Source organism: Roseibium sp. AWQ4_254, from assembly GCF_056161025.1.
The window spans coordinates 31,149-52,877 of the sequence record NZ_JBSWYH010000021.1 but is presented as its reverse complement, the minus strand read 5'-3'; the positions used below and the strand labels follow the sequence as shown (position 1 = coordinate 52,877).

16 protein-coding genes are annotated in these 21,729 nt (G+C 58.7%); 1 reads left to right on the top strand and 15 read right to left on the bottom strand.

Translation table 11 applies throughout. The features are described 5' to 3' along the window. Positions 1-95: 95 nt before the first annotated feature. The 8 genes from pyrH to proS all read right to left on the bottom strand — a co-directional run bounded on the left by pyrH (position 96) and on the right by proS (position 11,742). On the bottom strand, positions 96-815 hold the full coding sequence (gene pyrH, locus ACXAIC_RS16615; RefSeq protein WP_475182240.1) for a UMP kinase: 720 nt from the start codon (positions 813-815) through the stop codon (positions 96-98). A gap of 69 nt (positions 816-884) precedes the next feature. After that, positions 885-1,802, bottom strand: a complete 918-nt coding sequence (tsf, locus tag ACXAIC_RS16610) for a translation elongation factor Ts (RefSeq protein WP_475182235.1) — start codon at positions 1,800-1,802, stop codon at positions 885-887. Positions 1,803-1,945: 143 nt separating this feature from the next. After that, positions 1,946-2,773 carry a 30S ribosomal protein S2 gene (rpsB, locus tag ACXAIC_RS16605; RefSeq protein WP_475182231.1) on the bottom strand — a complete coding sequence of 276 codons (828 nt, stop codon included), beginning with the start codon at positions 2,771-2,773 and terminating at the stop codon, positions 1,946-1,948. 373 nt (positions 2,774-3,146) lie between these two features. Next, entirely contained in the window at positions 3,147-3,944 is a 798-nt protein-coding gene (gene cpaB, locus ACXAIC_RS16600) for a Flp pilus assembly protein CpaB (protein ID WP_475182228.1), read from the bottom strand. Positions 3,945-4,247: 303 nt separating this feature from the next. Then, positions 4,248-7,766, bottom strand: coding sequence for a DNA polymerase III subunit alpha (gene dnaE / locus ACXAIC_RS16595; RefSeq protein WP_475182224.1), 3,519 nt, complete (start codon positions 7,764-7,766; stop codon positions 4,248-4,250). Positions 7,767-8,293: 527 nt separating this feature from the next. Then, positions 8,294-9,016 carry an ABC transporter ATP-binding protein gene (locus tag ACXAIC_RS16590; RefSeq protein WP_475182221.1) on the bottom strand — a complete coding sequence of 241 codons (723 nt, stop codon included), beginning with the start codon at positions 9,014-9,016 and terminating at the stop codon, positions 8,294-8,296. Between the two features lie 9 nt (positions 9,017-9,025). Continuing rightward, a complete protein-coding gene (locus tag ACXAIC_RS16585) occupies positions 9,026-10,330 on the bottom strand; it encodes a lipoprotein-releasing ABC transporter permease subunit (protein ID WP_475182216.1) in 1,305 nt (434 codons plus the stop codon). Between the two features lie 80 nt (positions 10,331-10,410). Beyond that, positions 10,411-11,742, bottom strand: coding sequence for a proline--tRNA ligase (proS, locus tag ACXAIC_RS16580; protein WP_475182211.1), 1,332 nt, complete (start codon positions 11,740-11,742; stop codon positions 10,411-10,413). 753 nt (positions 11,743-12,495) lie between these two features. Here proS and ACXAIC_RS16575 point away from each other — a divergent pair. After that, positions 12,496-13,281 (top strand): hypothetical protein, encoded by a 786-nt coding sequence (locus tag ACXAIC_RS16575; RefSeq protein WP_475182206.1) that lies wholly within the window; start codon positions 12,496-12,498, stop codon positions 13,279-13,281. A 201-nt stretch (positions 13,282-13,482) separates the two neighbouring features. Here ACXAIC_RS16575 and ACXAIC_RS16570 read toward each other — a convergent pair whose 3' ends face one another. From ACXAIC_RS16570 to nuoL, 7 genes are read right to left on the bottom strand one after another with little or no spacing between them, the layout of a single operon-like run. Next, positions 13,483-13,770 (bottom strand): DUF1467 family protein, encoded by a 288-nt coding sequence (locus ACXAIC_RS16570; RefSeq protein ID WP_475182203.1) that lies wholly within the window; start codon positions 13,768-13,770, stop codon positions 13,483-13,485. 4 nt (positions 13,771-13,774) lie between these two features. Next, positions 13,775-14,179: a methylmalonyl-CoA epimerase gene (gene mce / locus ACXAIC_RS16565; protein WP_475182199.1), complete on the bottom strand. Its 405-nt coding sequence runs from the start codon at positions 14,177-14,179 to the stop codon at positions 13,775-13,777. Between the two features lie 47 nt (positions 14,180-14,226). After that, complete coding sequence (locus ACXAIC_RS16560) at positions 14,227-15,906, bottom strand: ribonuclease J (RefSeq protein WP_475182195.1); 1,680 nt, start codon at positions 15,904-15,906, stop codon at positions 14,227-14,229. A 33-nt stretch (positions 15,907-15,939) separates the two neighbouring features. Further along, positions 15,940-16,722, bottom strand: coding sequence for a biotin--[acetyl-CoA-carboxylase] ligase (locus tag ACXAIC_RS16555; protein WP_475182191.1), 783 nt, complete (start codon positions 16,720-16,722; stop codon positions 15,940-15,942). 6 nt (positions 16,723-16,728) lie between these two features. Beyond that, complete coding sequence (nuoN, locus tag ACXAIC_RS16550; protein WP_475182187.1) at positions 16,729-18,168, bottom strand: NADH-quinone oxidoreductase subunit NuoN; 1,440 nt, start codon at positions 18,166-18,168, stop codon at positions 16,729-16,731. Positions 18,169-18,191: 23 nt separating this feature from the next. Continuing rightward, positions 18,192-19,721, bottom strand: a complete 1,530-nt coding sequence (locus ACXAIC_RS16545; protein WP_475182181.1) for an NADH-quinone oxidoreductase subunit M — start codon at positions 19,719-19,721, stop codon at positions 18,192-18,194. After that, positions 19,721-21,724: an NADH-quinone oxidoreductase subunit L gene (gene nuoL / locus ACXAIC_RS16540; RefSeq protein ID WP_475182176.1), complete on the bottom strand. Its 2,004-nt coding sequence runs from the start codon at positions 21,722-21,724 to the stop codon at positions 19,721-19,723. Before nuoL ends, ACXAIC_RS16545 begins: the two co-directional genes overlap by 1 nt. Positions 21,725-21,729 lie beyond the last annotated feature (5 nt).

Below are 21,729 nucleotides of genomic sequence, written 5' to 3'. Positions count from 1 at the left end.
TTTTGTAATTGGCAAAATAGAGTCCCAGCGCGCGCCAACATGGCACAAACGCGCTGAAACACAAGAGCTTGACGGACGATCAGTCTTTAAAAGTTTCAGTCGCCCACGACTGTATAAGTACCTGTTTCCTGCAGGACACTTACCAGGGCTCCAGGGGTGTGAATGGAAAAGACGATCACCGGGATCGAGTTGTCCCGCGCGAGCGCAATCGCGGTCGTATCCATGACCTTCAAGTTGCGCGTGATAACCTCTTCATAGCCGAGCGTTTCATAGCGCTCCGCGTCCGGGTTCTCTTTCGGATCTTCCGAATAGACACCGTCCACCTGCGTGCCCTTCAAGAAGGCATCGCACTTCATTTCAGCTGCGCGCAAGGCTGCGCCGCTGTCGGTGGTGAAGAAGGGATTGCCTGTGCCGCCGGCGAAGATGATGACGTCCCCGTCTTCCATGTAACGGTCGGCCACACGCTGGGAAAACGTCTCGCAGATCGAGGGCACCGCAACGGCGGAAAGCACCCGCGCATTCACTTTCAGCCGACGCAGCGCGTCAGCCAGGGTCAGGCTGTTCATGATAGTGGCCAGCATGCCCATATGGTCGCCAGTGACCCGGTTGCCGCCCTTGGCCGCAACCGCCACGCCACGGAAGATGTTACCGCCGCCGACAACCACGCCGACCTGGGCGCCAAGCGCCACCGCATCAGCGATTTCCTTGGCAATTCTTTGCACAATGGCCGGATCGATCCCGAATGCCTGTGACCCCATCAGGGCCTCACCGGAGAGTTTCAGGAGGATCCGTTTCCAACGCAAAGAATTCGACATGAGTTCACCCGTTTTAGAATTGTCTTTCTAAAAAAAAAGCGCCGGTCTTGCCGGCGCTTTTCCTTGAGCTTACTGCCCGGTGGCTGCCGCCACCTCTGCGGCGAAGTCCTGCTCCTCTTTCTCGATCCCCTCGCCCAAGGCGAAGCGGACAAAGCCGGAGAGTTTGACTTCAGTCCCCAATTCTTTCGAAAGCGCTTCGACAGCCTGTTCAACCGTTTGATCCGGATTGATCACAAAGGCCTGCTTAACGAGGGTAACTTCCTCGTAGAATTTGCGCAAACGGCCTTCCACCATTTTTTCAATGATGTTTTCCGGCTTGCCGGATTCGCGGGCCTGCTCGGAGAACACGGTCTTTTCGCGTTCCACAACAGCAGGGTCAAGCGCGTCCGTATTCAAGGCCAGCGGGCTGGTGGCCGCAACATGCATGGCGATCTGACGGCCAAGAGCATCGAGTTTGGCCGCATCGCCGGAGGATTCCAGCGCGACCAGAACGCCGATCTTGCCGAGATCGTCGGCCACCTTGCCATGAACATAGGTGGACACGACGCCAGCAGAGACAGACAACAGCGCAGAGCGGCGCAGGGTCATGTTCTCGCCAATGGTCGCAATCGCTTCGGTGATTGCATCAGCAACCGGCTTGCCGTCAAGATCAGCCGCAGCCAGAGCTTCAACGGACCCGTCGGTTGCCACGGCAACCTTGGCGACCTTGGCCACGAGCTCCTGGAACCCTTCGTTGCGGGCAACGAAGTCGGTCTCAGAGTTCAGCTCGATCACAGCCGCCTTGGTGCCGCCAGAAGCAACACCAACCAGGCCTTCTGCCGCAACGCGGCCAGCCTTTTTGGCGGCCTTTGCCAGGCCCTTGGTCCGCAGCCAGTCAACAGCCGCTTCCATGTCGCCGCCTGATTCATTCAGTGCGGTCTTGCAGTCCATCATGCCAGCGCCGGATTTCTCGCGGAGCTCTTTTACCATCGCAGCGGTAATGCTCATCGATTGCCTCGTGGATGGGGGTTTCAGATGAGACACGGTTTAGCCGATGGCTTTCCGCGCCTTTATGACGGGACCGCAACAAACTGCGGCCCGTCTTGCGAATTCAACAACAAACTGCCGCGTAAACCCGCGGCAGCCTTAGCTCAGGCTTCGGCAGCAACCGCTTCGGCTTCAACCGGAGCGTCTTCCGCCACCGGAGCAGCTTCTTCGGTTGTCTCAGCCAGGGCTTCTTCCACCGGAGCCTCTTCCGATTCGCCAATGTCCATGCCGGCAGCGCCCTGGGCGCGGGAAATACCGTCAATGGCAGCACGTGCGATCAGGTCGCAGTAGAGCGAAAGCGCACGGCCGGCATCGTCGTTGCCCGGCACCGGATAGGTGATGCCATCCGGATTGGAGTTGGAATCGAGGATCGCAGCCACCGGAATTCCCAGACGGCGTGCTTCCTGAATGGCAATGGCTTCCCGGTTGGTGTCGATCACGAAGATCAGGTCCGGGATACCGCCCATATCCTTGATACCGCCCAGGTTCCGCTCGAGCTTCTCACGCTCGCGGTCCATGAAGAGACGCTCTTTTTTCGTCAGGGCGTTGGCCGCATCCGAAGATAGGGTCTCTTCCAGCTTGCGCAGGCGCTGAATGGACTGGGAAATGGTTTTCCAGTTGGTCAGCATGCCGCCGAGCCAGCGTGCGTTGACGAAATACTGAGCGGAGTTGCGGGCAGAAGACGCCACGGCTTCCTGAGCCTGACGCTTGGTGCCGACGATCAGAACGCGGCCACCGCCGGCAACCGTATCAGACACAGCTTTGAGCGCCTGATGAAGAAGCGGAACGGTCTGGGACAGGTCCATGATGTGAACATCGTTGCGTACACCAAAGATGTACTGACCCATGCGCGGGTTCCAACGGTGTTTCTGGTGACCAAAGTGAACGCCAGCCTCGAGCAGCTGACGCATGGTGAAATCGGGCAATGCCATGGCCCTTAATCTCCTGATTTTTCCGGTTTAACCTCCGCAAGAGGATGTGGGCCGGAGGATCACTCCTGTCGGCCACCGGATGGACCCCGATAAGCTCAGGTTCCGCCCCTTGCGTGTGGAATGGGCGCCTTATAGTGGGCAGAGAATTTTATTTCAAGACCCAAAACCCGGTTTTGTCGTCCGTTTTCAAGGACACAAGTGCTCCGGTGGTGGAGGAAAACTGCCAGATCTGCCGCGCAAGGGGCTGGCGCCAGCCGCACTGCCCGCATGCGGACGTGTCAAATCTGACAGACGACGCGCAGCACGAGGTCAAGAACGCCGGTCAAAGGCGGTTCCAAGTCTATTGGAAAGAGATGGATAAGACCAGCCAGGGTCAATCGAGCACATTGCCGCCCTGGCTGGAGCCGACGGACCAGTGATCGGGCTGCACGCGGACAAACACCTGCGACCGGTGCCGCTCGGCAACTTCCGCATTGTCGGCCGAATCTTCGGCGCTGCGCAGAGCCAGGGCAATCGAGCCCACCTGCTGGGCCTGAACCACGACTTCCGACTGAAACAGTGTCAGCTCGAGGGTTGCCGTGCGCTTTGGCGACAGGTTCTTCTGCTCCTGCTCTCCGGCCGTGGTGCTGTCGATTGCCAGGACGCGGATGTTCTCAAGAATGGTCTCGCTGGCGACCCCAACCCCTTCCACCTCCCGGGAAAGGATCAAATCCACCTTGTCACCTGGAAGAATGAATCCGCCTGCGGAGGTTTCCTGCTCAACCCGCACCGCAATTGCCCGTTTGCCCTTGGGCAGCATGGTGGCCATATAGCCCTTGTCCGACTGGATCAGACGCTCACTGCGGATCGGCTCGCCGGAATAGATCGGAGAGCGTGCAATGCTGCCCATAAAGTTGACCAACTCAACTCCGCCGCCTGCTTTCTTGGTCACCGCGCCGTTCGGAACCCCATTTTCCGGCCACTCGGCCCAAGTGACATCCTGATCGGTGAGCTTGCCGCCCAGGGGAATATCTCTTGAAGCCACCAGCACTTCGGCCTGCGGCTCGCGCACGATCTGAACCGGCGCAGGTGCGGCGGACGTTTCTTCAGACGCCATCACGAACCGGAAGGTCTCATACCCCGCCCCAAGGGAGACCAGAAGCACAAAAATTCGAGCAATCTTCGTCCACAATTTGCGTTTTCCCCAACACACATTCCTTGTCACGCTAACAATACAGGAGAACCCATGAAGACTTAAATACCGCAAACAACAAAACACGGTCACGATTAACAAATCGTCAAATTTTTACATTTGATCTGACCAAGATAATTTTAAAAATACAATTTTATTATATTTTTTTACATTCCTTAATTCTAAAATCGCATGTAAACTGGAACAGTAGACTGAAAACAGGAAATATCGAGATACAATAACAATTCAGAAAAATTCGGGAATGAACAGCCATTCGGCCGCGCTTACACGCCGCTCCTGGTTTCAGGCCATTTGCACATCGGTGACGCCAGGCACCGCTTTCAGCGCACCGCCAATCTCCGGCGACAGGCGGAACCGGCCGGGAAGCTTGACCTCAACCTCACGCGCCCCGTTTTCCAGAAGCACAATCACGGTCACATCCCCTTCCCCGCGCACCTGAAGATGCTTGGCAAGGCTCGCGATCGGGCGCTCATCGCGCACAAAGACCCGCATGCTTTTCTGAAGCCGGGCAGCCATCTGGTCGATGGGATCAACCTGCTCAATCCGCAGCGATGGCTCCTCGTCGCGCATATCCGCTCCGACCAGCACCACAACGGACCGGCCCGTTTGCAGCAAGTCCCGGAACTGTTCCAGCTTTTCCCGGAACAGCAGTGCCTCATATTGTCCCGTCGCATCGGACAGGCGGGCAATGCCCATGCGCGTACCCGTCTTGGTTTTGCGCTCCTGCATCGACACCACGGTTCCGGCCAGCCGGCCATGGGAGGCCCCGCGTTTCACCGCTTCGGCGAATTGGGTCCAGGGCTGCACCCGCATCTTTTCCATAACACTGGCATATTCATCAATCGGGTGGGCGGAGAGATAGAAGCCGATGGCCGCGTGCTCGCGCTGCAGCTTCTCCTCATTGGTCCAGCCATGGACCTCGTCCAGCTGCAGCGGCTCTTCACTGTCGCTGCCGCCAAAGAGTTCGTCCTGGCCCAGTGTGCGGTTTTCCTCGGTGCGCTGCGCCAGCCCCATGATCCGGTCCAGCCCTTCAAAGACGCGGGCCCGGTTGGGCTCAAGTTCGTCAAAAGCTCCGGCGGCCACCAGGTTTTCCAAAGTCCGCTTGTTCAGCGCCCTGGGAGAAATACGGCGGGCGAAATCGCCCAGGCTCTTGAACGGCTCATTGCCGCGCACCTCAACAATATGCTCCACCGCCTGCTCGCCCACACCCTTGATGGCACCCATGGCGTAGAGGATCTTGCCATCCGCCACATCGAAATAGACCTGCCCACGGTTGATCGAGGGCGGCACGATCTCAATGCCCATGCGCCGGGCCTCCTGGCGGAAATCGCCGAGCTTATCCGTGTTGCCCAGATCGAGTGTCATGGACGCGGCCATGAATTCCACCGGGTGGTTCGCCTTCAGCCAGGCGGTGTGATAGGAAACCAGCGCATAGGCGGCCGCGTGGGACTTGTTGAAGCCATAGTTGGCAAATTTCGCCACGAGATCAAAAATCGTCCCGGCCTGGTTCTTGTTGATGCCCCGCTCCACCGCTCCATCCACGAAACGGGCCCGCTGAACTTCCATCTCTGCGGCAATCTTCTTGCCCATGGCGCGGCGCAGAAGGTCTGCTTCACCAAGGGAATAGCCGGACAGGACCTGCGCAATCTGCATCACCTGCTCCTGGTAGACGATGATGCCGTTGGTCTCCATCAGGATCGGCTCCAGCAGCGGATGCAGGCAGTCGGGATCCTGTTCGCCGTGTTTCACCGCGTTGTAGACGGGAATGTTTTCCATCGGGCCCGGACGGTAGAGCGCCACAAGCGCAATAATGTCCTCGAACCGGTCCGGTTTCATGCCCGCAATCGCCCGGCGCATGCCCTGACTTTCCAGCTGGAACACGCCGAAGGTTTCACCCCGCGCCAGAAGCTCGTAGGTTTTGAGATCGTCAATGGGCAAGGCTGCCACATCCACGCCGATCCCGCGCCGCTCGATCAGCTTGACCGCCGTGTCGATGACAGTGAGCGTCTTCAGGCCGAGAAAGTCAAACTTCACCAGACCCGCATCTTCCACCATCTTCATGTTGAACTGCGCCACCGGCATATCGGAGCGCGGGTCGCGGTAGAGCGGCACAAGCTGTTCCAGCGGCCGGTCGCCAATCACGACACCGGCCGCGTGGGTGGACGCATGCCGGTAGAGGCCTTCCAGCTTCTGCGCCATGGACAGCAGCCGCTCGACAATCTCCTCTTCCCTTGCCGCTTCGCGCAGGCGCGGCTCATCTTCCAGCGCCTGACCCAGCGTGACCGGATTGGCCGGGTTCGCCGGTACCAGCTTGCAGAGCCGGTCGACCTGGCCATAGGGCATTTGCAGCACCCGGCCCACATCGCGCAGCACAGCCCTGGCCTGCAGCGATCCGAAAGTGATGATCTGGGCCACTTGCTGGCGGCCATATTTCTCCTGAACGTACCGGATCACCTCTTCCCGGCGCGTCTGGCAGAAATCGATATCGAAATCCGGCATGGAGACGCGTTCCGGATTGAGGAAGCGCTCGAACAGGAGGGAAAAGCGCATCGGGTCGAGATCGGTAATCGTTAGAGACCAAGCCACCAGAGAGCCTGCCCCGGAGCCACGGCCCGGCCCGACCGGGATGTCGTTCGCCTTAGCCCATTTGATGAAGTCGGCAACAATCAGGAAGTATCCCGGGAATTTCATCCGCTCGATGATGCCGGTCTCGTAGTCCAGCCGTTCCCAATAGTCTTTTTCTTCCAGACCCGGCGCCAGCCCGTGGGCCTCAAGGCGCGCCTGCAGGCCTTCCCTTGCCTGGCGCTTGAGTTCTTCAGCCTCCGCCTGTTCCGCCTCCTCCGGATCCGCATCCGCCCCGGCAAAACGGGGCAGGATCGGAGCCCGGCGCAGGGGCCGGAAGCTGCAGCGCCGGGCAATCTCCACCGAAGAAGCCAGCGCCTCGGGAAGATCACAAAAGAGCGAACACATCTCTTGCCGGCTCTTGAAATAATGTTCCGGGGTCAGGCGGCGGCGGTCATCTTCAATCAGCACCCGGCCTTCGGAAATGCAGATCAGAGCGTCATGGGCCTCGTAATCCTCACGTTTTGGAAAAAACGCTTCATTGGTCGCCACCAGAGGCAGCCCAAGTTCATAGGCCAAAGCCAGGAATGCCTCTTCGGTGCGCCGCTCGCCCTCCATGCCATGGCGCTGAAGCTCTACATAACAGCGGCCGGGAAACCCGTCTGCCAAACGTCTCAGCCGCCCCCGGGCAAGATCCTTCTGCCCTGCCAGCAGGGCCGCCCCCACCGGCCCGAGATGGCCGCCGGTCAACAGGATCACATCTTCGGATTTCGACAGGAGATAGTCCGCAGACACATGCGGCTTCAGACCGGTTTCCGTATCTAGAAAGGCGCGGGATGTCAGTTCCATCAGGTTGCCATACCCGGCCTCGGTCATAGCAATCAGGACCACATCGGCCAGCGCCGGTTCGCCCCTGCGCCCGCTCTCCAGCCCATCGTCAAAGAAAACCGACATCTGGCAACCGGTGACCGGCTGAATGCCAGCCCCCCAGGCCTTGGCGGAAAATTCCTGCGCTCCGAACAAATTGTTGGTGTCGGCAATGGCGAGCGCAGGCTGACCATCCTCCTTGGCAAGATCCAGGAGTTTCTTGATGGGCAGCGCCCCTTCAAGGAGCGACAGCGCCGAGTGGACACGCAGATGGACAAAGCCCGGGCCGCCTTCCGAAAGCGCAGTGCCCGCCGGGACCACATCACTTGGCGCCCTGGAGGCTCCTTGGGAAACTGTGTCGATCGCCGTCATGGAGGGTACCGCCTGTTGAAGAATCAGCACTCCAGTGAAGCCTGTCTTGCCCGGCCTGTCGAGCCATCTGCCGACTTGTACCCGTTGTTCTTGGGAGCCTTTGCATCAAACGGCCCGGGGGAGCAATCGCGGATAAAGCGCGCCCCATGCCAGCACGTCAGACCCGGCCCGGCGCGCAGCGGCCATCAGCCCCAAGCCTCGCGCCATTTTTCAAATCAGCCGTCAGCCAACCGCCAGAAGAACATCGCCCCAAACGGTCAGCGTGGTGCAAAAACAAACCAAAGAAGCAAGGGCTGCAAAATCACGAGCGATATGGATCATGTCATCCTCCAACGGTCAACTCTTACGTTGAAAAGAAGAATGTTCTATTTTTGTTCGTATTGCAAGCACTTTTTGTTCCCCTTGCTTTAACCAAGATCAAGCGCTTCTTAAACATCTCGTATTTGCTTTGTTCTCTTTGGCTCCATCCTGAAAGACGCAGCGCCCGGACAGGAGCCCTGTCCGGGCCCAGCCCCGCCATGCCAGCCTCAGGCTTTCAGGGGTTTGACCAGTCCGTCTTCCAGGGTGATCGCCCTGTCCATGCGCGCGGCAAGTTCCAGATTGTGCGTGGCGAACAAGGTCGCAACCCCGGACGCCCGCACCAGCGCCGCGAGCGCATCAAACACATAACTTGCCGTATTCGGATCAAGATTGCCGGTCGGCTCATCCAGAAGCAGGATGCGCGGCGCATTGGCGACGGCCCGCGCAACAGCAACCCGTTGCTGCTCGCCACCCGATAATTCTGAGGGATGATGACTGCCGCGCTCGCCAAGGCGCATATAGGCTAAAAGCTCGTCCGCCCGCTCAGCCGCCACCTTGCGCGGCAATCCCCGGATCATCTGCGGCATCATGATGTTTTCCTGAGCGGTGAACTCCGGCAGCAGATGGTGGAACTGGTAGACAAAGCCGATGTCATTGCGCCGCAGAGCCGTGCGCTCATCATCGGTGAGCTCCGAGCAATTGACCGGCCCCAGAAACACATCGCCAGCATCAGGACGCTCCAGCAGCCCGGCAATATGCAGCAAGGTGGACTTTCCGGTGCCGGACGGGGCAACAAGTGCAACCATCTCTCCGGCATCAATCCTTAAATTGGCCCCACTGAGAATATGGAGCTGGCGCTCCCCCTCATCAAAACAGCGGGTAATTCCGGAAAGTTCGAGCGCTGCAGGGGCAATTCCCGGCGCCCGGCGTGGGTCAACGGCCATGTTCATCTCCCGCCCTCACTCGTATCTGAGCGCTTCGACCGGATCGAGGCGGGCCGCCCGCCAGGCCGGATACAGAGTTGCAAGCAGTGACAGCACCAAAGCCATCACCAGCACGGTGATTGTCTCGCCGCTATCGATATCGGCCGGCAGTTTCGACAGGAAATAAAGCGTCGGATCGAAAAGCTGCGTAGACGTGAGCCAGGACACAAACTGGCGGATGCTCTCAATGTTGAGGCAGACGATCAACCCCAGAAAGAACCCAGCCAAGGTGCCGACACAGCCGATGCTGGCGCCGGTGATCAAAAAGATGCGCATGACCGCCCCCCGTGTCGCCCCCATGGTGCGCAAGATGGCAATGTCACGGCCCTTGTCCTTCACCAGCATGATCAGGCCGGCAATGATATTGAGGGCGGCCACCAGAACAATCAGCGTCAGGATGATGAACATCACATTGCGTTCCACCTCCAGGGCGGAAAAGAACGTGACATTGCGCTGGCGCCAGTCGGTTACGAAAGTGGGCCTGTTGGCCGCATCTTCGATTGCGTGGGTCATGACGCCGACATTGTCCGGGTCGCTCACATAGACCTCGATCCCGGTCGCCTTGTCGCCCATGTTGAAATAGGCCTGCGCTTCTTCCAGCGGCATGAACAGGAAGGTGCTGTCATATTCGCTCATGCCGATCTCGAAGATCGCCGAAACGGGATAGGCCTTGACCCGGGGGGTGACGCCCATGGGCGTAACGCTGCCGCGCGGGGAAATGATGGTGATGTTGTCGCCGACCGTCACCCCGAGCTGCTGGGCCATGCGGGCGCCGATAGCCACCCCCTGCCCCGCATCGAAATCATCAATCGATCCGGACTCAATGTTGCCGGCAATCAGCGGCACCCGCCGCAGGTCGCTCTCATAAACACCGCGCACCAGGGCACCGAGATTGCCCGCAGGGCCCGAAACGAGCGCCTGACCTTCAATGAAGGGAATCGCCGCAACCACGTCCGGAACGGCTTCCAGCCGCCCGGCCACCGCGTCATAGTCGTTGAGAGGCTGATCGATGGGCTGGACCAGCATGTGGCCATTGATGCCGAGGATCTTGCCGAGGAGTTCGGAGCGGAACCCGTTCATCACCGCCATCACGATGATGAGTGTCGCCACTCCCAGCATGATTCCGGCGAAGGAAAAGCCCGCGATCACCGAGATAAAGGTCTCCCGGCGGCGCGAGCGCAGATAGCGGCTGGCGATCATCCATTCAAAGGCGGAAAAGGGGCGTGTGGGCGCGGCCGGTCCCCGGTCCTCGCCTGCGTCCACCGTGTCTGTTGCCGTCATTGTCAATCCACTTCAGCACTGCCCAAAACCGGATGCCCCAAAGGCACCCGAATCCCCGCCCCGAGGATCACCGCAGCTGATCAGTCCGTCAATGCTGCCGTGAGTTTGTTCAAGGTTGCCTCCGGGGTGAGCATTTCCTTTTCCCCAGTTGAACGGTCCTTGACTTCCAAAACACCATCTTTCAGCCCTCGGGGACCAGCGACCACCTGGAACGGCAGCCCTATCAGATCCATGGTCGCGAACTTCGCCCCGGCCCGAGTGTCCGTATCGTCGTACAGCACCTCGATACCGGCCGCTTCCAGCTTGGCATAAAGATCTTCGGAGGCAGCATCGGTCACTGCATCGCCCGGCTTGAGGTTGACCAGCCCGACATGGAACGGGGCAACCGATTTCGGCCAGATGATTCCATTTTCATCATGATTGGCTTCAATCAAGGCCCCAAGAAGGCGAGACACTCCAACCCCGTAGGACCCCATATGCACGGTCACCTCGGAGCCTTCCGCTGTTGCCACTTTCGCACCCATCGGCTCGGAATACTTGGTGCCGAAATAGAAAGTCTGGCCAACTTCGATGCCGCGCGCAACGATGCGCTTGTCTTCGGGAACCGCTGCCTCGAAAGCCGCCTTGTCGACCACATCTTCCGTGGCCGCATAGTGGGAGGTCCAGTCGTTGACGATCCCGCTCAAATCGCTCTGGAAATCAACATCTGCTCCCGGCGTTGCTTTGGTCAGATAATCCGAATGGCAATAGACTTCGCTCTCGCCGGTCTCCGCCAGAACGATGAATTCGTGGCTGAGGTCACCGCCAATCGGGCCAGTCTCGGCCCGCATGGGGATCGCCGTGAGCCCCATGCGCTGATAGGTCCGCAAATAGGCCACGAACATGCGGTTATACGATTCAATCGCCCGCTCCTTGTCCAGATCGAAGGAATAAGCATCCTTCATCAGGAATTCGCGGCCGCGCATGATTCCGAAGCGCGGACGCACTTCATCGCGGAATTTCCACTGGATGTGATAAAGGTTCAGCGGCAGATCCTTGTAGGAGCGCACATAGGACCGGAAAATGTCCGTGATCATTTCCTCATTTGTCGGCCCATACAGCATGTCGCGCTCGGACCGGTCCGTGATGCGCAGCATTTCCTTGCCATAAGCGTCATAGCGCCCGCTTTCGCGCCACAGTTCGGCGGACTGAATGGTCGGCATCAACAGCTGGATCGCGCCAGCCCGAGCCTGCTCTTCTTCAACGATGCGTTCGATCTTGCGCAAAACCTTGAGCCCGAGCGGCAGCCAGGAATAGATACCAGCCGATTGCTGGCGGATCATGCCGGCGCGCAGCATGAGCCTGTGAGAGACGATCTCGGCCTCCTTGGGAGTCTCCTTCAAGATAGGCAGAAAGTATCGGGAAAGACGCATGAATTTACTCTCGGGTTGCGCATAGCCTTGTTTATTTATGCGCAGTCAAACCGCATGCGGCGCCCAAAAACAAGCCTTTTGCAAACACAACCGATTGTTTTCGGACTTTATGCAACGGCTGTGGCATGGACTGAAAGACACAAGCCCTCCCTGGCAGCCAGAGTATTCGTTGCACCGGTACATTTAAAAAATAAAAAAATTAATTCGCCACTCTTACTTAATCGCAACTTACAGTCTTCATGAGTGGTTAAAATATGCAGGCAAATTAGGCAGGCAAAAAAGTTAGGCTCTTTACGACAAACAGGTGACAAGTGAAATTTGTTCCGCTACGTTCCTATCCCATAACAAAAAGGTGCCACGGCAGAAATGCCATGTTACTCAAGAACATCGCGGTCTGAGTCTTGGGAGGATGGTCCCTCAGGCGCATCTTAGGATCAGCAGCCGCCCAGCCAGGTTGAAACATTAGCCGGCAAGGGAAAAGGGTCAATTTAGACGCGGAACTTTGAAAGGCAGGGCACACCCTGCCTTTTTCTTTGACTGCACGGTCAATCTGAAGCTCCCGAAAAGCTCTTTTCGACCCCTTTCAAGTCAAATGAAATCACAAGACTTTCAGACACCAGAACATCCCTTACGTAAGAAAACGCATCAAGAGCACGCAACCAAAACACTTACCCAAGGTTGATCTTCCTTTCGCATTTCGCATTAATAACGGCGCAAATAATACTGAATGCAGATTACAGGGAGGATTTATCGATGTTTCAGCTTACCCGGACCGCCTTTTGCGCGGCCACAATCACGCTCGCCGTGCCGGTTTTCTCTGGCTCCGCATTGGCCGGCCCCGTCGGTGGCACAGGCCTGGTCACCCCGGATGTCATTTTCGGCTCCGGCAATGCCAACGGATCTTTCACCGGGGGCCAACAAAACAACGTGGAGCTGGGCCTTCGCGGCAAGCAGCGCTACAACGCATCCGGTGTGCCGGAAAACACGTTCAACTATGACGGCGACCGCACCTACACGTTTTTGCCTGCGGACAGCAACGCCCCGGCCAACCGGTCGGCCTTCAATTTTGAATGGAGCATAAATGTTGATCTGTCAGGCCTTGCCAACCGGATGCTGAACGGTCTGACCTATATTCTGGAGATCGATCTGGATCCGACCGGCGCAACCCATTTTCTGTCCTTTGATCCAATCAACACACTTTACGCGGACCATGCGCTTGGCGACAATTCAACGGGCAATGGTGGCGGCACCGTGGCCGGTAGTCCGTCAACCTATGCCGCTCTGCTGACCTCCAGCTCCGTTGCCCAGCAATCCTGGAATCTTGGCTTTTTCATCCCCGGCGGGATCAACCCGCAAGCAGAAGGGCTCTACACCATCAATCTGAGCGCCATACTCTCGGGCAAGACTCTCGCTTCGACCTCTATCGACATTCAGTATGGTGCCGTACCGGTTCCTCTGCCTGCCGCCCTGCCGCTTCTGGCCGGGGGGCTCGGACTTCTCGGAGTTGCCAGCTGGCGCCGACAGCGCAAATCGGCCTGACCACTCTGACGGCTGTGCTGGGTTGAACGGAACGCGCTTATGCGGGCGCCTTGAAAGCGGTCTGCCTTTTGCGCAATCCTCTCCGCCGCCAGACGGCGAACGGCACATCCGGTGGCTGGTCATTTGCGATAGACAGCCCCGGAAAGAAAGGCGGCCCTAAGAGGCCGCTTTTGCCCTCGGCCCCTCCACATTATCGCCAGTCTATTGCGTCTGGCTATAGGGAGTGTCGGGCGGAAAAAGAAAGGGAATATCGTCCAGACCGTAGCCGGCAGAGCGAAGGCCAAAAAAGATCGAGAACAGCACGGTCGTGACAAATGTCGTCAGAACCAGCACCTTCAGAAATCTTGGCTTTTCAGGCGCGCTTGGCTCGGACCCGGGCTGCACATTCCCCGCCTCCTCCTGGGTGCGATGCAGCCCGAAGGGCAGGATCGCAAACAGAATGATCCACCACATCATGAAATAGATGGCCAGGCTGAAGGCGACGGACATGGGATCAAGCCTCTTCCAGCTCGGTCAAGGTGCCGAGAAAATCCTTCGGATGCAGAAAGAGAACAGGCTTGCCATGGGCCCCGATCTTCGGCTCGCCATCCCCCAGGACCCGGGCGCCATCGGCCAGAAGCTTATCCCGGGCCGCCAGAATGTCCTCCACCTCATAACAGACGTGGTGAATGCCACCGGATGGATTCTTTTCCAGAAACTTGGCGATGGGGGAATTTTCCCCCAGCGGCTCCAGCAATTCGATCTTGGTGTTGGGCAGCGTGATGAACACCGTGCTCACCCCGTGGTCGGGCTGTTCTTCCCGGGCAGAAACGTCTGCGCCAAGCGTATCCCTGTACACTGCCGCCGCCGCTTCGATATCAGAAACGGCAATCGCAACATGATTGAGCCGGCCTATCATTTGAACTCCTCCACCAGGAAAAGCTGCCCTTCGGCAGCCTCCCGCGATTATAGTTGCGTCACCATGACCTTACAGAGCGTCTTTTTGCCCCACACGCTCAGGATCTCGGACCGGGCGGCCCTGCGCGCGGCTTCCCCGACCAGGGCCTTGTCCTTGCGCCGGGCCTTGGGAATACTGGTGACCGCCCCGGTCACAGCCTTGATGACAATATCCTCCATCGGCTCGCCTTCATCATCCGTATCCGGAAGCCCCATCAGCGTGACATCCGGGTCGGTCAAAAGCTCCCCGGCCCGGTTGACCACCAGCGCAACGACTGCCGCTCCGGCATAGGAAAGCTTGCGCCGCTCCTTCACACCGGTCACCTCCGGGTCGTCCAGAATATCGCCATCCTTGACCAGGATTCCAGACGGTGCCTCATCAATGATCCCGGCCGAGCCCGCGCTCAAACGGACGATGTCGCCGTTCTTGCCGCGCACCACTTCCGGAACGCCCAGCTGTTTTGCAAAGGCAGCGTGGGCCGAAAGATGCAACGGTTCCCCATGCACGGGAAGCACGACTTTCGGTGTGAGCAATTTGTATAATTGCTCCAGCTCGCCCCGGCGCGGGTGTCCGGACACATGCACCAGCGCATCCCGGTCCGTCACGATGTGCACGTCGCTACCGGCCAGATTGTTCAGAACCTCGCCCACCGCTTTTTCGTTGCCCGGAATCGTGCGCGAGGAAAAGATCACCATATCGCCCTTGGAAAGCGCGATGTTGCGATGGTCTCCGGCCGCAATCCGTGCCAGCGCGGCCCGGTTTTCCCCCTGGGAGCCGGTGCACAGCAGCACCGCCTTTTCCCGCGGCAGATAGCCAAACGCCTCTTCATCGTGAAACGGCGGCAGGCCGTCCAGATAACCTAGTTCACCGGCAACCTCTATCACCCGGTGCATGGACCGGCCGACAACAACCACATCCCGCTCATTGGCGGCTGCGGCTTCAGCGATCGCCCGGATACGGGCCACATTGGAGGCAAATGTGGTCACGGCGATCCGGTGTTTTGCTCCGGCCATGACCTTTTTCAGCTCTTCAGCCACATCGGCCTCGCTCGGGCTGACACCGTCCCGCACCGCATTGGTGCTGTCACAGACAAGCGCCATCACCCCTTCCCGGCCCAGTTCGGCAAGACGCTCCATGTCAATGGGACGGCCGACGCCCGGGGTCGGGTCGATCTTCCAGTCGCCAGTGTGCAGCACAAGGCCCGCCGGTGTGCGGATCGCAAGAGCACACGGCTCGGGGATGGAATGGGCCATAGCCACGAATTCCACCTCGAACGGACCAATCTGATGCCGTTCCCCCTGATTGACCACCGTTACAGGCACCTCTTCGGCGCCCGGCTCGCTCTCGGCTTTGGCCGCCAGCAGTCCGGCGGTGAACGCCGTCGCATAGACTGGCACCTTCAGGAACGGCCACAGGTGCAAGATACCGCCATAGTGATCCTCATGGGCATGCGTAATGACCATGCCCGCGATATTGTCGACCTCATCTTCCAGAAACTTGATATCCGGCAGCACCAGATCAATTCCCGGCAGCTCGGGGCCAGCAAAACTGACGCCGCAATCGACGATCAGCCAGGTCCGGTTGTCCGCAGGGCCAAAGCCGTACAGTCCGAGATTCATTCCGATTTCGCCAACACCACCCAAAGGCAGGAATACGATTTCATTTTTCTTGTTATTGGCCGAAGCCATGGAGTGCTCCCTTAAAGCATGTTCGCAAGGCGGTTACCGGCGGCTTGCCGCCGGGAAAAACACATCGCCTGCATAAATGGTCCGGACCCGGCCATCCGGTTGTTTGAGCACCAGATGCCCGCGTGAGTCCAGATCGGCAAAAATGCCGTGAATGTCTTCCTGAGCTGTTCGGACCGTGATCTCCTGACCGAGATGGGCTGCCCGTTTCAGCCAGCCGGTCCTGATCTCCTCAAACCCGCCCGGTTGCTGCCACCGCGCAAGATAGCCGGCAAAAGAAGCGGTCAGCGCGCCGAACATCTGTTCAGCAGACACCAGATATCCCAGGCTTCTGAGATCAGTCGCCTGATACATCGAAAGCGGTGGATGAGAGACGCAATTCACTCCGATGCCGATGACAATCGCCTGCCGGCCATCGGCAAGGATTTCGGCTTCCAGAAGAATGCCTGACAGCTTGGCCCCGCCGACCAGAAGGTCGTTGGGCCATTTCAGTGCCACCAGATGAAGGGTTCCAGCCGCTTTGTCAACGGCATCGGCCAGCGCGACCGCCGTCAGAAGGGGCAATTCCCCGACCCTGTCAGCCGGTTGCGGGGCGATCAACAGCAGGCTGGCGAACATGTTACCGGTCGGCGACGCCCATTCCCGGCCTCTACGGCCACGCCCCGCCGACTGGGCTCCTGCACGGATCCACAGATTGCCACGGTGCCCCTGACGCGCCCGTTCGAAGCACAGCGCATTTGTGGAACTGACGGTGTCATGCTCTTCAAAGAGAAAGTCCGGCGCCCCCGGCACCGGACGTTCAGACCTGTTCTGGGACATGAGCGGTCAGAACAGCGACTGGGCGGCCGCGCTGGCCGCATTCACCACCTGCCCCGGCGCCAGCCAGAACAGGACGACAAAGACGCTTGAGAGGCCCAGAACCACTTTCAGTTCGGCTGGCATTGCCTCAAACCCTTCCACCGGCTCATCGAAGAACATCACCTTGATGACCCGCAAATAATAGAAGGCTGCGATCACCGACATCAGAACCGCGATAATTGCCAGCGGATAAAGCCCTGCCTCTACAGCCGCTGAAAACGCGTACCACTTGCCGAAAAAGCCGACCATTGGCGGAATGCCGGCAAACGAGAACATCAACAAACCCAGCAGAACTGCCATGGGCAGGTTGGACTGGGACAGGCCTGCCAGATCATCAACCTCCTCGACCATGCCATCCTTGCGCCGCATAGACAAAATGCAGGCAAACACGCCAAGGATCATGCCGAGATAGGCCATCATGTAGAAGATCACCCCTGCGACCCCGGCCTGGGTCCCGGCGGCAAGCCCGACAAGCGCAAACCCCATGTGACCTATGGAGGAATAGGCCATCAGACGTTTCAGGTTGCGCTGCCCGATGGCGGCAAAGGACCCAAGCGCCATGGAGGCAATGGAAATAAACACCACGACTTGCTGCCAGTCGCCGGTGACCGGCTGAAAGGCGTCGATCACAATGCGCACCAGAATGCCCATGGCCGCCACTTTCGGCGCAGCCGCCAGGAAAGCAGTGACCGGCGTCGGCGCGCCTTCATAGACATCAGGGGTCCACATATGGAACGGTACCGCCGAAATCTTGAAGGCAAGGCCCGCCAGAATGAAGGTCAGTCCGATCACAAGGCCAATGCTTGCCTCCTGATGGGCCAGAATGTCTGCGATGCCGGCAAAGGAAATCTGACCGGTAAAGCCGTAGACCAGTGACATGCCATACAGCAACATCCCGGAGGACAAAGCCCCAAGCACAAAATATTTCAGGCCCGCCTCCGTGGAACGCACACTGTCCCGGTTGATCGCCGCAACCACATAGAGCGCCAGACTCTGCAGCTCCAGACCGAGATAAAGCGCAATCATGTCATTGGCTGACAGCATCAGCATCATGCCAAGCGTCGCCAGAACAATCAGGATCGGATATTCGAAATGGTCAAAAGATTGGCTCTTCGCATAGGCCCAGGACATGGCAATCGCAAAGAACGAACCTGTCAACACCAGCAGCTTCAAGACATAGGCAAAATGATCCAGAACAAAGGACCCGCCGAAAGTCTGACCAAAGACCGGAACGAACAGGAGGATCAGGAACGCTGTGCCCAAGAGCCCCATGGCCCCGCCAAACACAGCATAGCTGACATCCCGCCCACCGAATGCTCCGATCATCAAAAGCACCATGGCGCCGATGGCCATGATGATTTCCGGCACCACCGGCAGAAGGTCTGGCAATTGGGTCACATCTGACATGGCTGTGTCTCGTCCTTCAAACCTTACTGCGCCGCCGCAGCGGCGGCGGCTTGCTGGGAAGACGCCCCGGCCGCATCAAGCGCTGCAGTATACTGGGTGATGAGATGGTCCACCGACCCCTGGGTCACATCCAGGATCGCCATCGGATAGAAACCGAAAAAAATGGTCAGGACAATCATCGGGAACAGGATCACCTTTTCCCGCAGATCCAGATCCAGCATCGATTTCAGGCTTTCCTTTTCCATGGCCCCAAAAACGACCCGCCTGTAGAGGTACAGCGCATAGGCGGCCGACAGGATCACGCCGGTCGTGGCAAAAAACGCAACCCAGGTGTTCACCTGGAATGCCCCCATCAATGTCAGGATCTCCCCCACAAAACCGGACGTGCCCGGCAGGCCCACATTGGCCATGGTGAAGATCAGGAAGACCACCGCATATTTGGGCATCCGGTTGACGAGCCCCCCATAGGCCGCAATCTCGCGGGTATGCATGCGGTCATAAATCACGCCGACACACAGGAACAGCGCCGCCGAGACAATGCCATGGGACAGCATCTGGAAGATGCCGCCCTGCAGCCCCTGCTCGTTCATGGTGAAGATGCCCATGGTCACATAGCCCATATGGGCAACGGAGGAATAGGCAATCAGCTTCTTGATGTCCTCCTGGGCCAGCGCCACCAGGGAGGTATAGATAATTGCCACCACCGACAGGGTGAACACGAAAGGTGCGAACATGTCCGAGGCCAGCGGAAACATGGGCAGCGAAAAGCGCAGGAAGCCGTAGCCGCCCAGCTTCAGCAGAACGCCCGCCAGAATGACCGAGCCAGCAGTTGGCGCTTCCACGTGGGCATCCGCCAGCCAGGTGTGCAGCGGCCACATGGGCATTTTCACAGCAAAGGACGCAAAAAGGGCCAGCCATAGCCACGTTTGAATGCCAGCGGGAAACCCATACGCCATCAGCGCTTCAATATCGGTCGTGCCGGCGCTCCAGTACATGGTCATGATCGCGACCAGCATCAGCATCGACCCGAGCAGCGTGTAGAGGAAAAACTTGTAGGACGCATAGACCCGGCGCTTGCCGCCCCACACGCCGATGATCAGGAACATCGGGATCAGGCAGGCTTCGAAGAAAATGTAGAACACGAACAAGTCAAGCGCACAGAAGACACCGATCAGGAGCGTTTCCAGCACCAGAAACGCAATCATGTATTCCTTGACCCGTTTCTGGACACTCTCCCAAGAAGCAAGAACACAGAACGGCATCAGGAAGGTGCTCAGGATCACGAACAGGACCGAAACGCCGTCCACGCCCATCCGGTAGTTGATGTTCCCGCCGAGCCATTCACGGCTTTCGACAAACTGGAACCCCGGATTGTCGTAGTCAAAGCTGCCCCAGATGAACAGGGACAGGAGAAACGTGACACCCGTGGTCACCAGGGCAACCATGCGAATGTTGCGTTTGCTGTCTTCATCCTCGCCGGGCACGAGCAGAATGAACAGCACCCCAAGCAGCGGCAAGAACGTGGTGAGCGACAGTATGGGCCAGTCAATCATCAGTGAGCACCCCCGCCGGTGCCTGCACCGGTGAACATGGACCATGTGATCAGCGCAGCCAGGCCGATCAGCATCGCAAAGGCATAGTGATAAAGATATCCGGTCTGCAGGCGCACGACCCAGGACGTGACATTCTGAACCCGCGCGGCAACGCCGTCCGGACCAAGGCCATCAATGATCGTGCCATCCCCCTTCTTCCAAAGAATCCGGCCCAGCCACATGGCCGGGCGCACAAACAGGAAATCGTAAAGCTCGTCGAAATACCACTTGTTGAGCAGAAACTTGTAGAGCCCCTGGTGGCGGTCGGCGAGCTTCTTCGGCAGCTCCGGAGAACGGATGTAAAAGAGATAGGCAACCAGGAAACCGAGCACCATCATCACGAAGGGCGACACCTTCACCCAGGCGGGCACATGGTGCATGTCATGCAGCACATGGTTGGTCTCGGAGGTGAACAGGGCCCCCTTCCAGAAGGCGTCATAGCCGTCCCCGTAAAAGGCGCCGCCAAAAACCATACCGGCCAGGACCGCCCCGATGGACAGGATGAACAGGGGGACCGTCATCACAAGCGGCGATTCATGGACGTGTTTCATGACATCAACCGGTGCGCGCGGCTTGCCATGGAAGGTCATGAAGGTGAGCCGCCAGGAATAGAACGAGGTCAGGGCCGCTGCGGCCACTGTCAACCAGAAGCCGTAGAGCGCTATCGGTCTGTCATGGTCGCCGCCCGCAGCCGCATAGGCGGCCTCAATGATCGCATCCTTGGATATGAATCCGGCAAAGCCGATGTGAATGAACGGAATGCCGACACCTGTCAGGGCCAGTGTGCCGATCATCATGGTCCAGTAGGTGACCGGAATATGTTTGCGCAGGCCGCCCATCTTGCGCATGTCCTGCTCATCGGACACCGCATGGATCACTGAGCCCGCGCACAGGAACAGCAGCGCCTTGAAGAAGGCATGGGTGAACAGGTGGAAAATGCCGATAGAATAGGCCCCCACCCCGAGCGCAACGAACATGTAGCCGAGCTGGGAACAGGTGGAATAGGCAATCACCCGCTTGATATCGTTCTGAACCAGACCGATTGTTGCTGCAAAAAAGGCCGTTGTCGCTCCGAAGAAGACGATCACGGCCAGCGCCGTATGGGACAATTCCATCAGCGGCGACAGGCGCGCGACCATGAAGACCCCAGCGGTCACCATGGTGGCAGCGTGAATGAGCGCGGAGACGGGTGTCGGCCCCTCCATCGCATCCGGGAGCCACGTGTGCAGCAGAAACTGCGCGGACTTGCCCATGGCTCCCATGAACAGCAGCAGGCAGATTACCGTCATCGCCATATGCGGATGCAGGTGAAAGCCGAGAAAGCTCATCACCGGTTCGGTGCCCTCTATGAAGGACGGCGCATCGTTGAAAATGGTCGTGAACTCAATGCTCTGGAACACGTAGAAGACGCCGAAGATCCCAAGCGCAAAGCCGAAATCCCCCACCCGGTTGACAACGAAGGCTTTCATGGCCGCCGCATTGGCAGACGGCTTCTTGTACCAGAACCCGATCAGGAGATAGGAGGCAAGGCCCACCCCTTCCCAGCCGAAGAACATCTGCAGGAGATTGTCTGCTGTCACCAGGCACAGCATGGCGAAGGTGAAGAGCGACAGATAGGCGAAAAAACGCGGGCGGTGCGGGTCATGGTGCATGTAACCAATGGAATAGACATGTACCAGCGCCGAGACGGTGGTCACAACAATGAGCATCACCGCCGTCAGGGTGTCCACCCGCAGCGCCCAGGAGACCTTCAAATCGCCCAGGGTTATCCAGCGGAACAGTTCCACGGTCTGGGCTTCCGAGCCGCCGAGCCAGAACCCGACAAACGTGATCCAGGACAAGAGGGCGGCCAGGATGACCAGGCCGCTGGTCACAAATTCGCTGGCCTTGTCGCCGATGGCGCGGCCGAATAGACCGGCGATCAGGAAGCCGATCAGCGGCAGGAACAGGATTGCAGAATACATCGGCC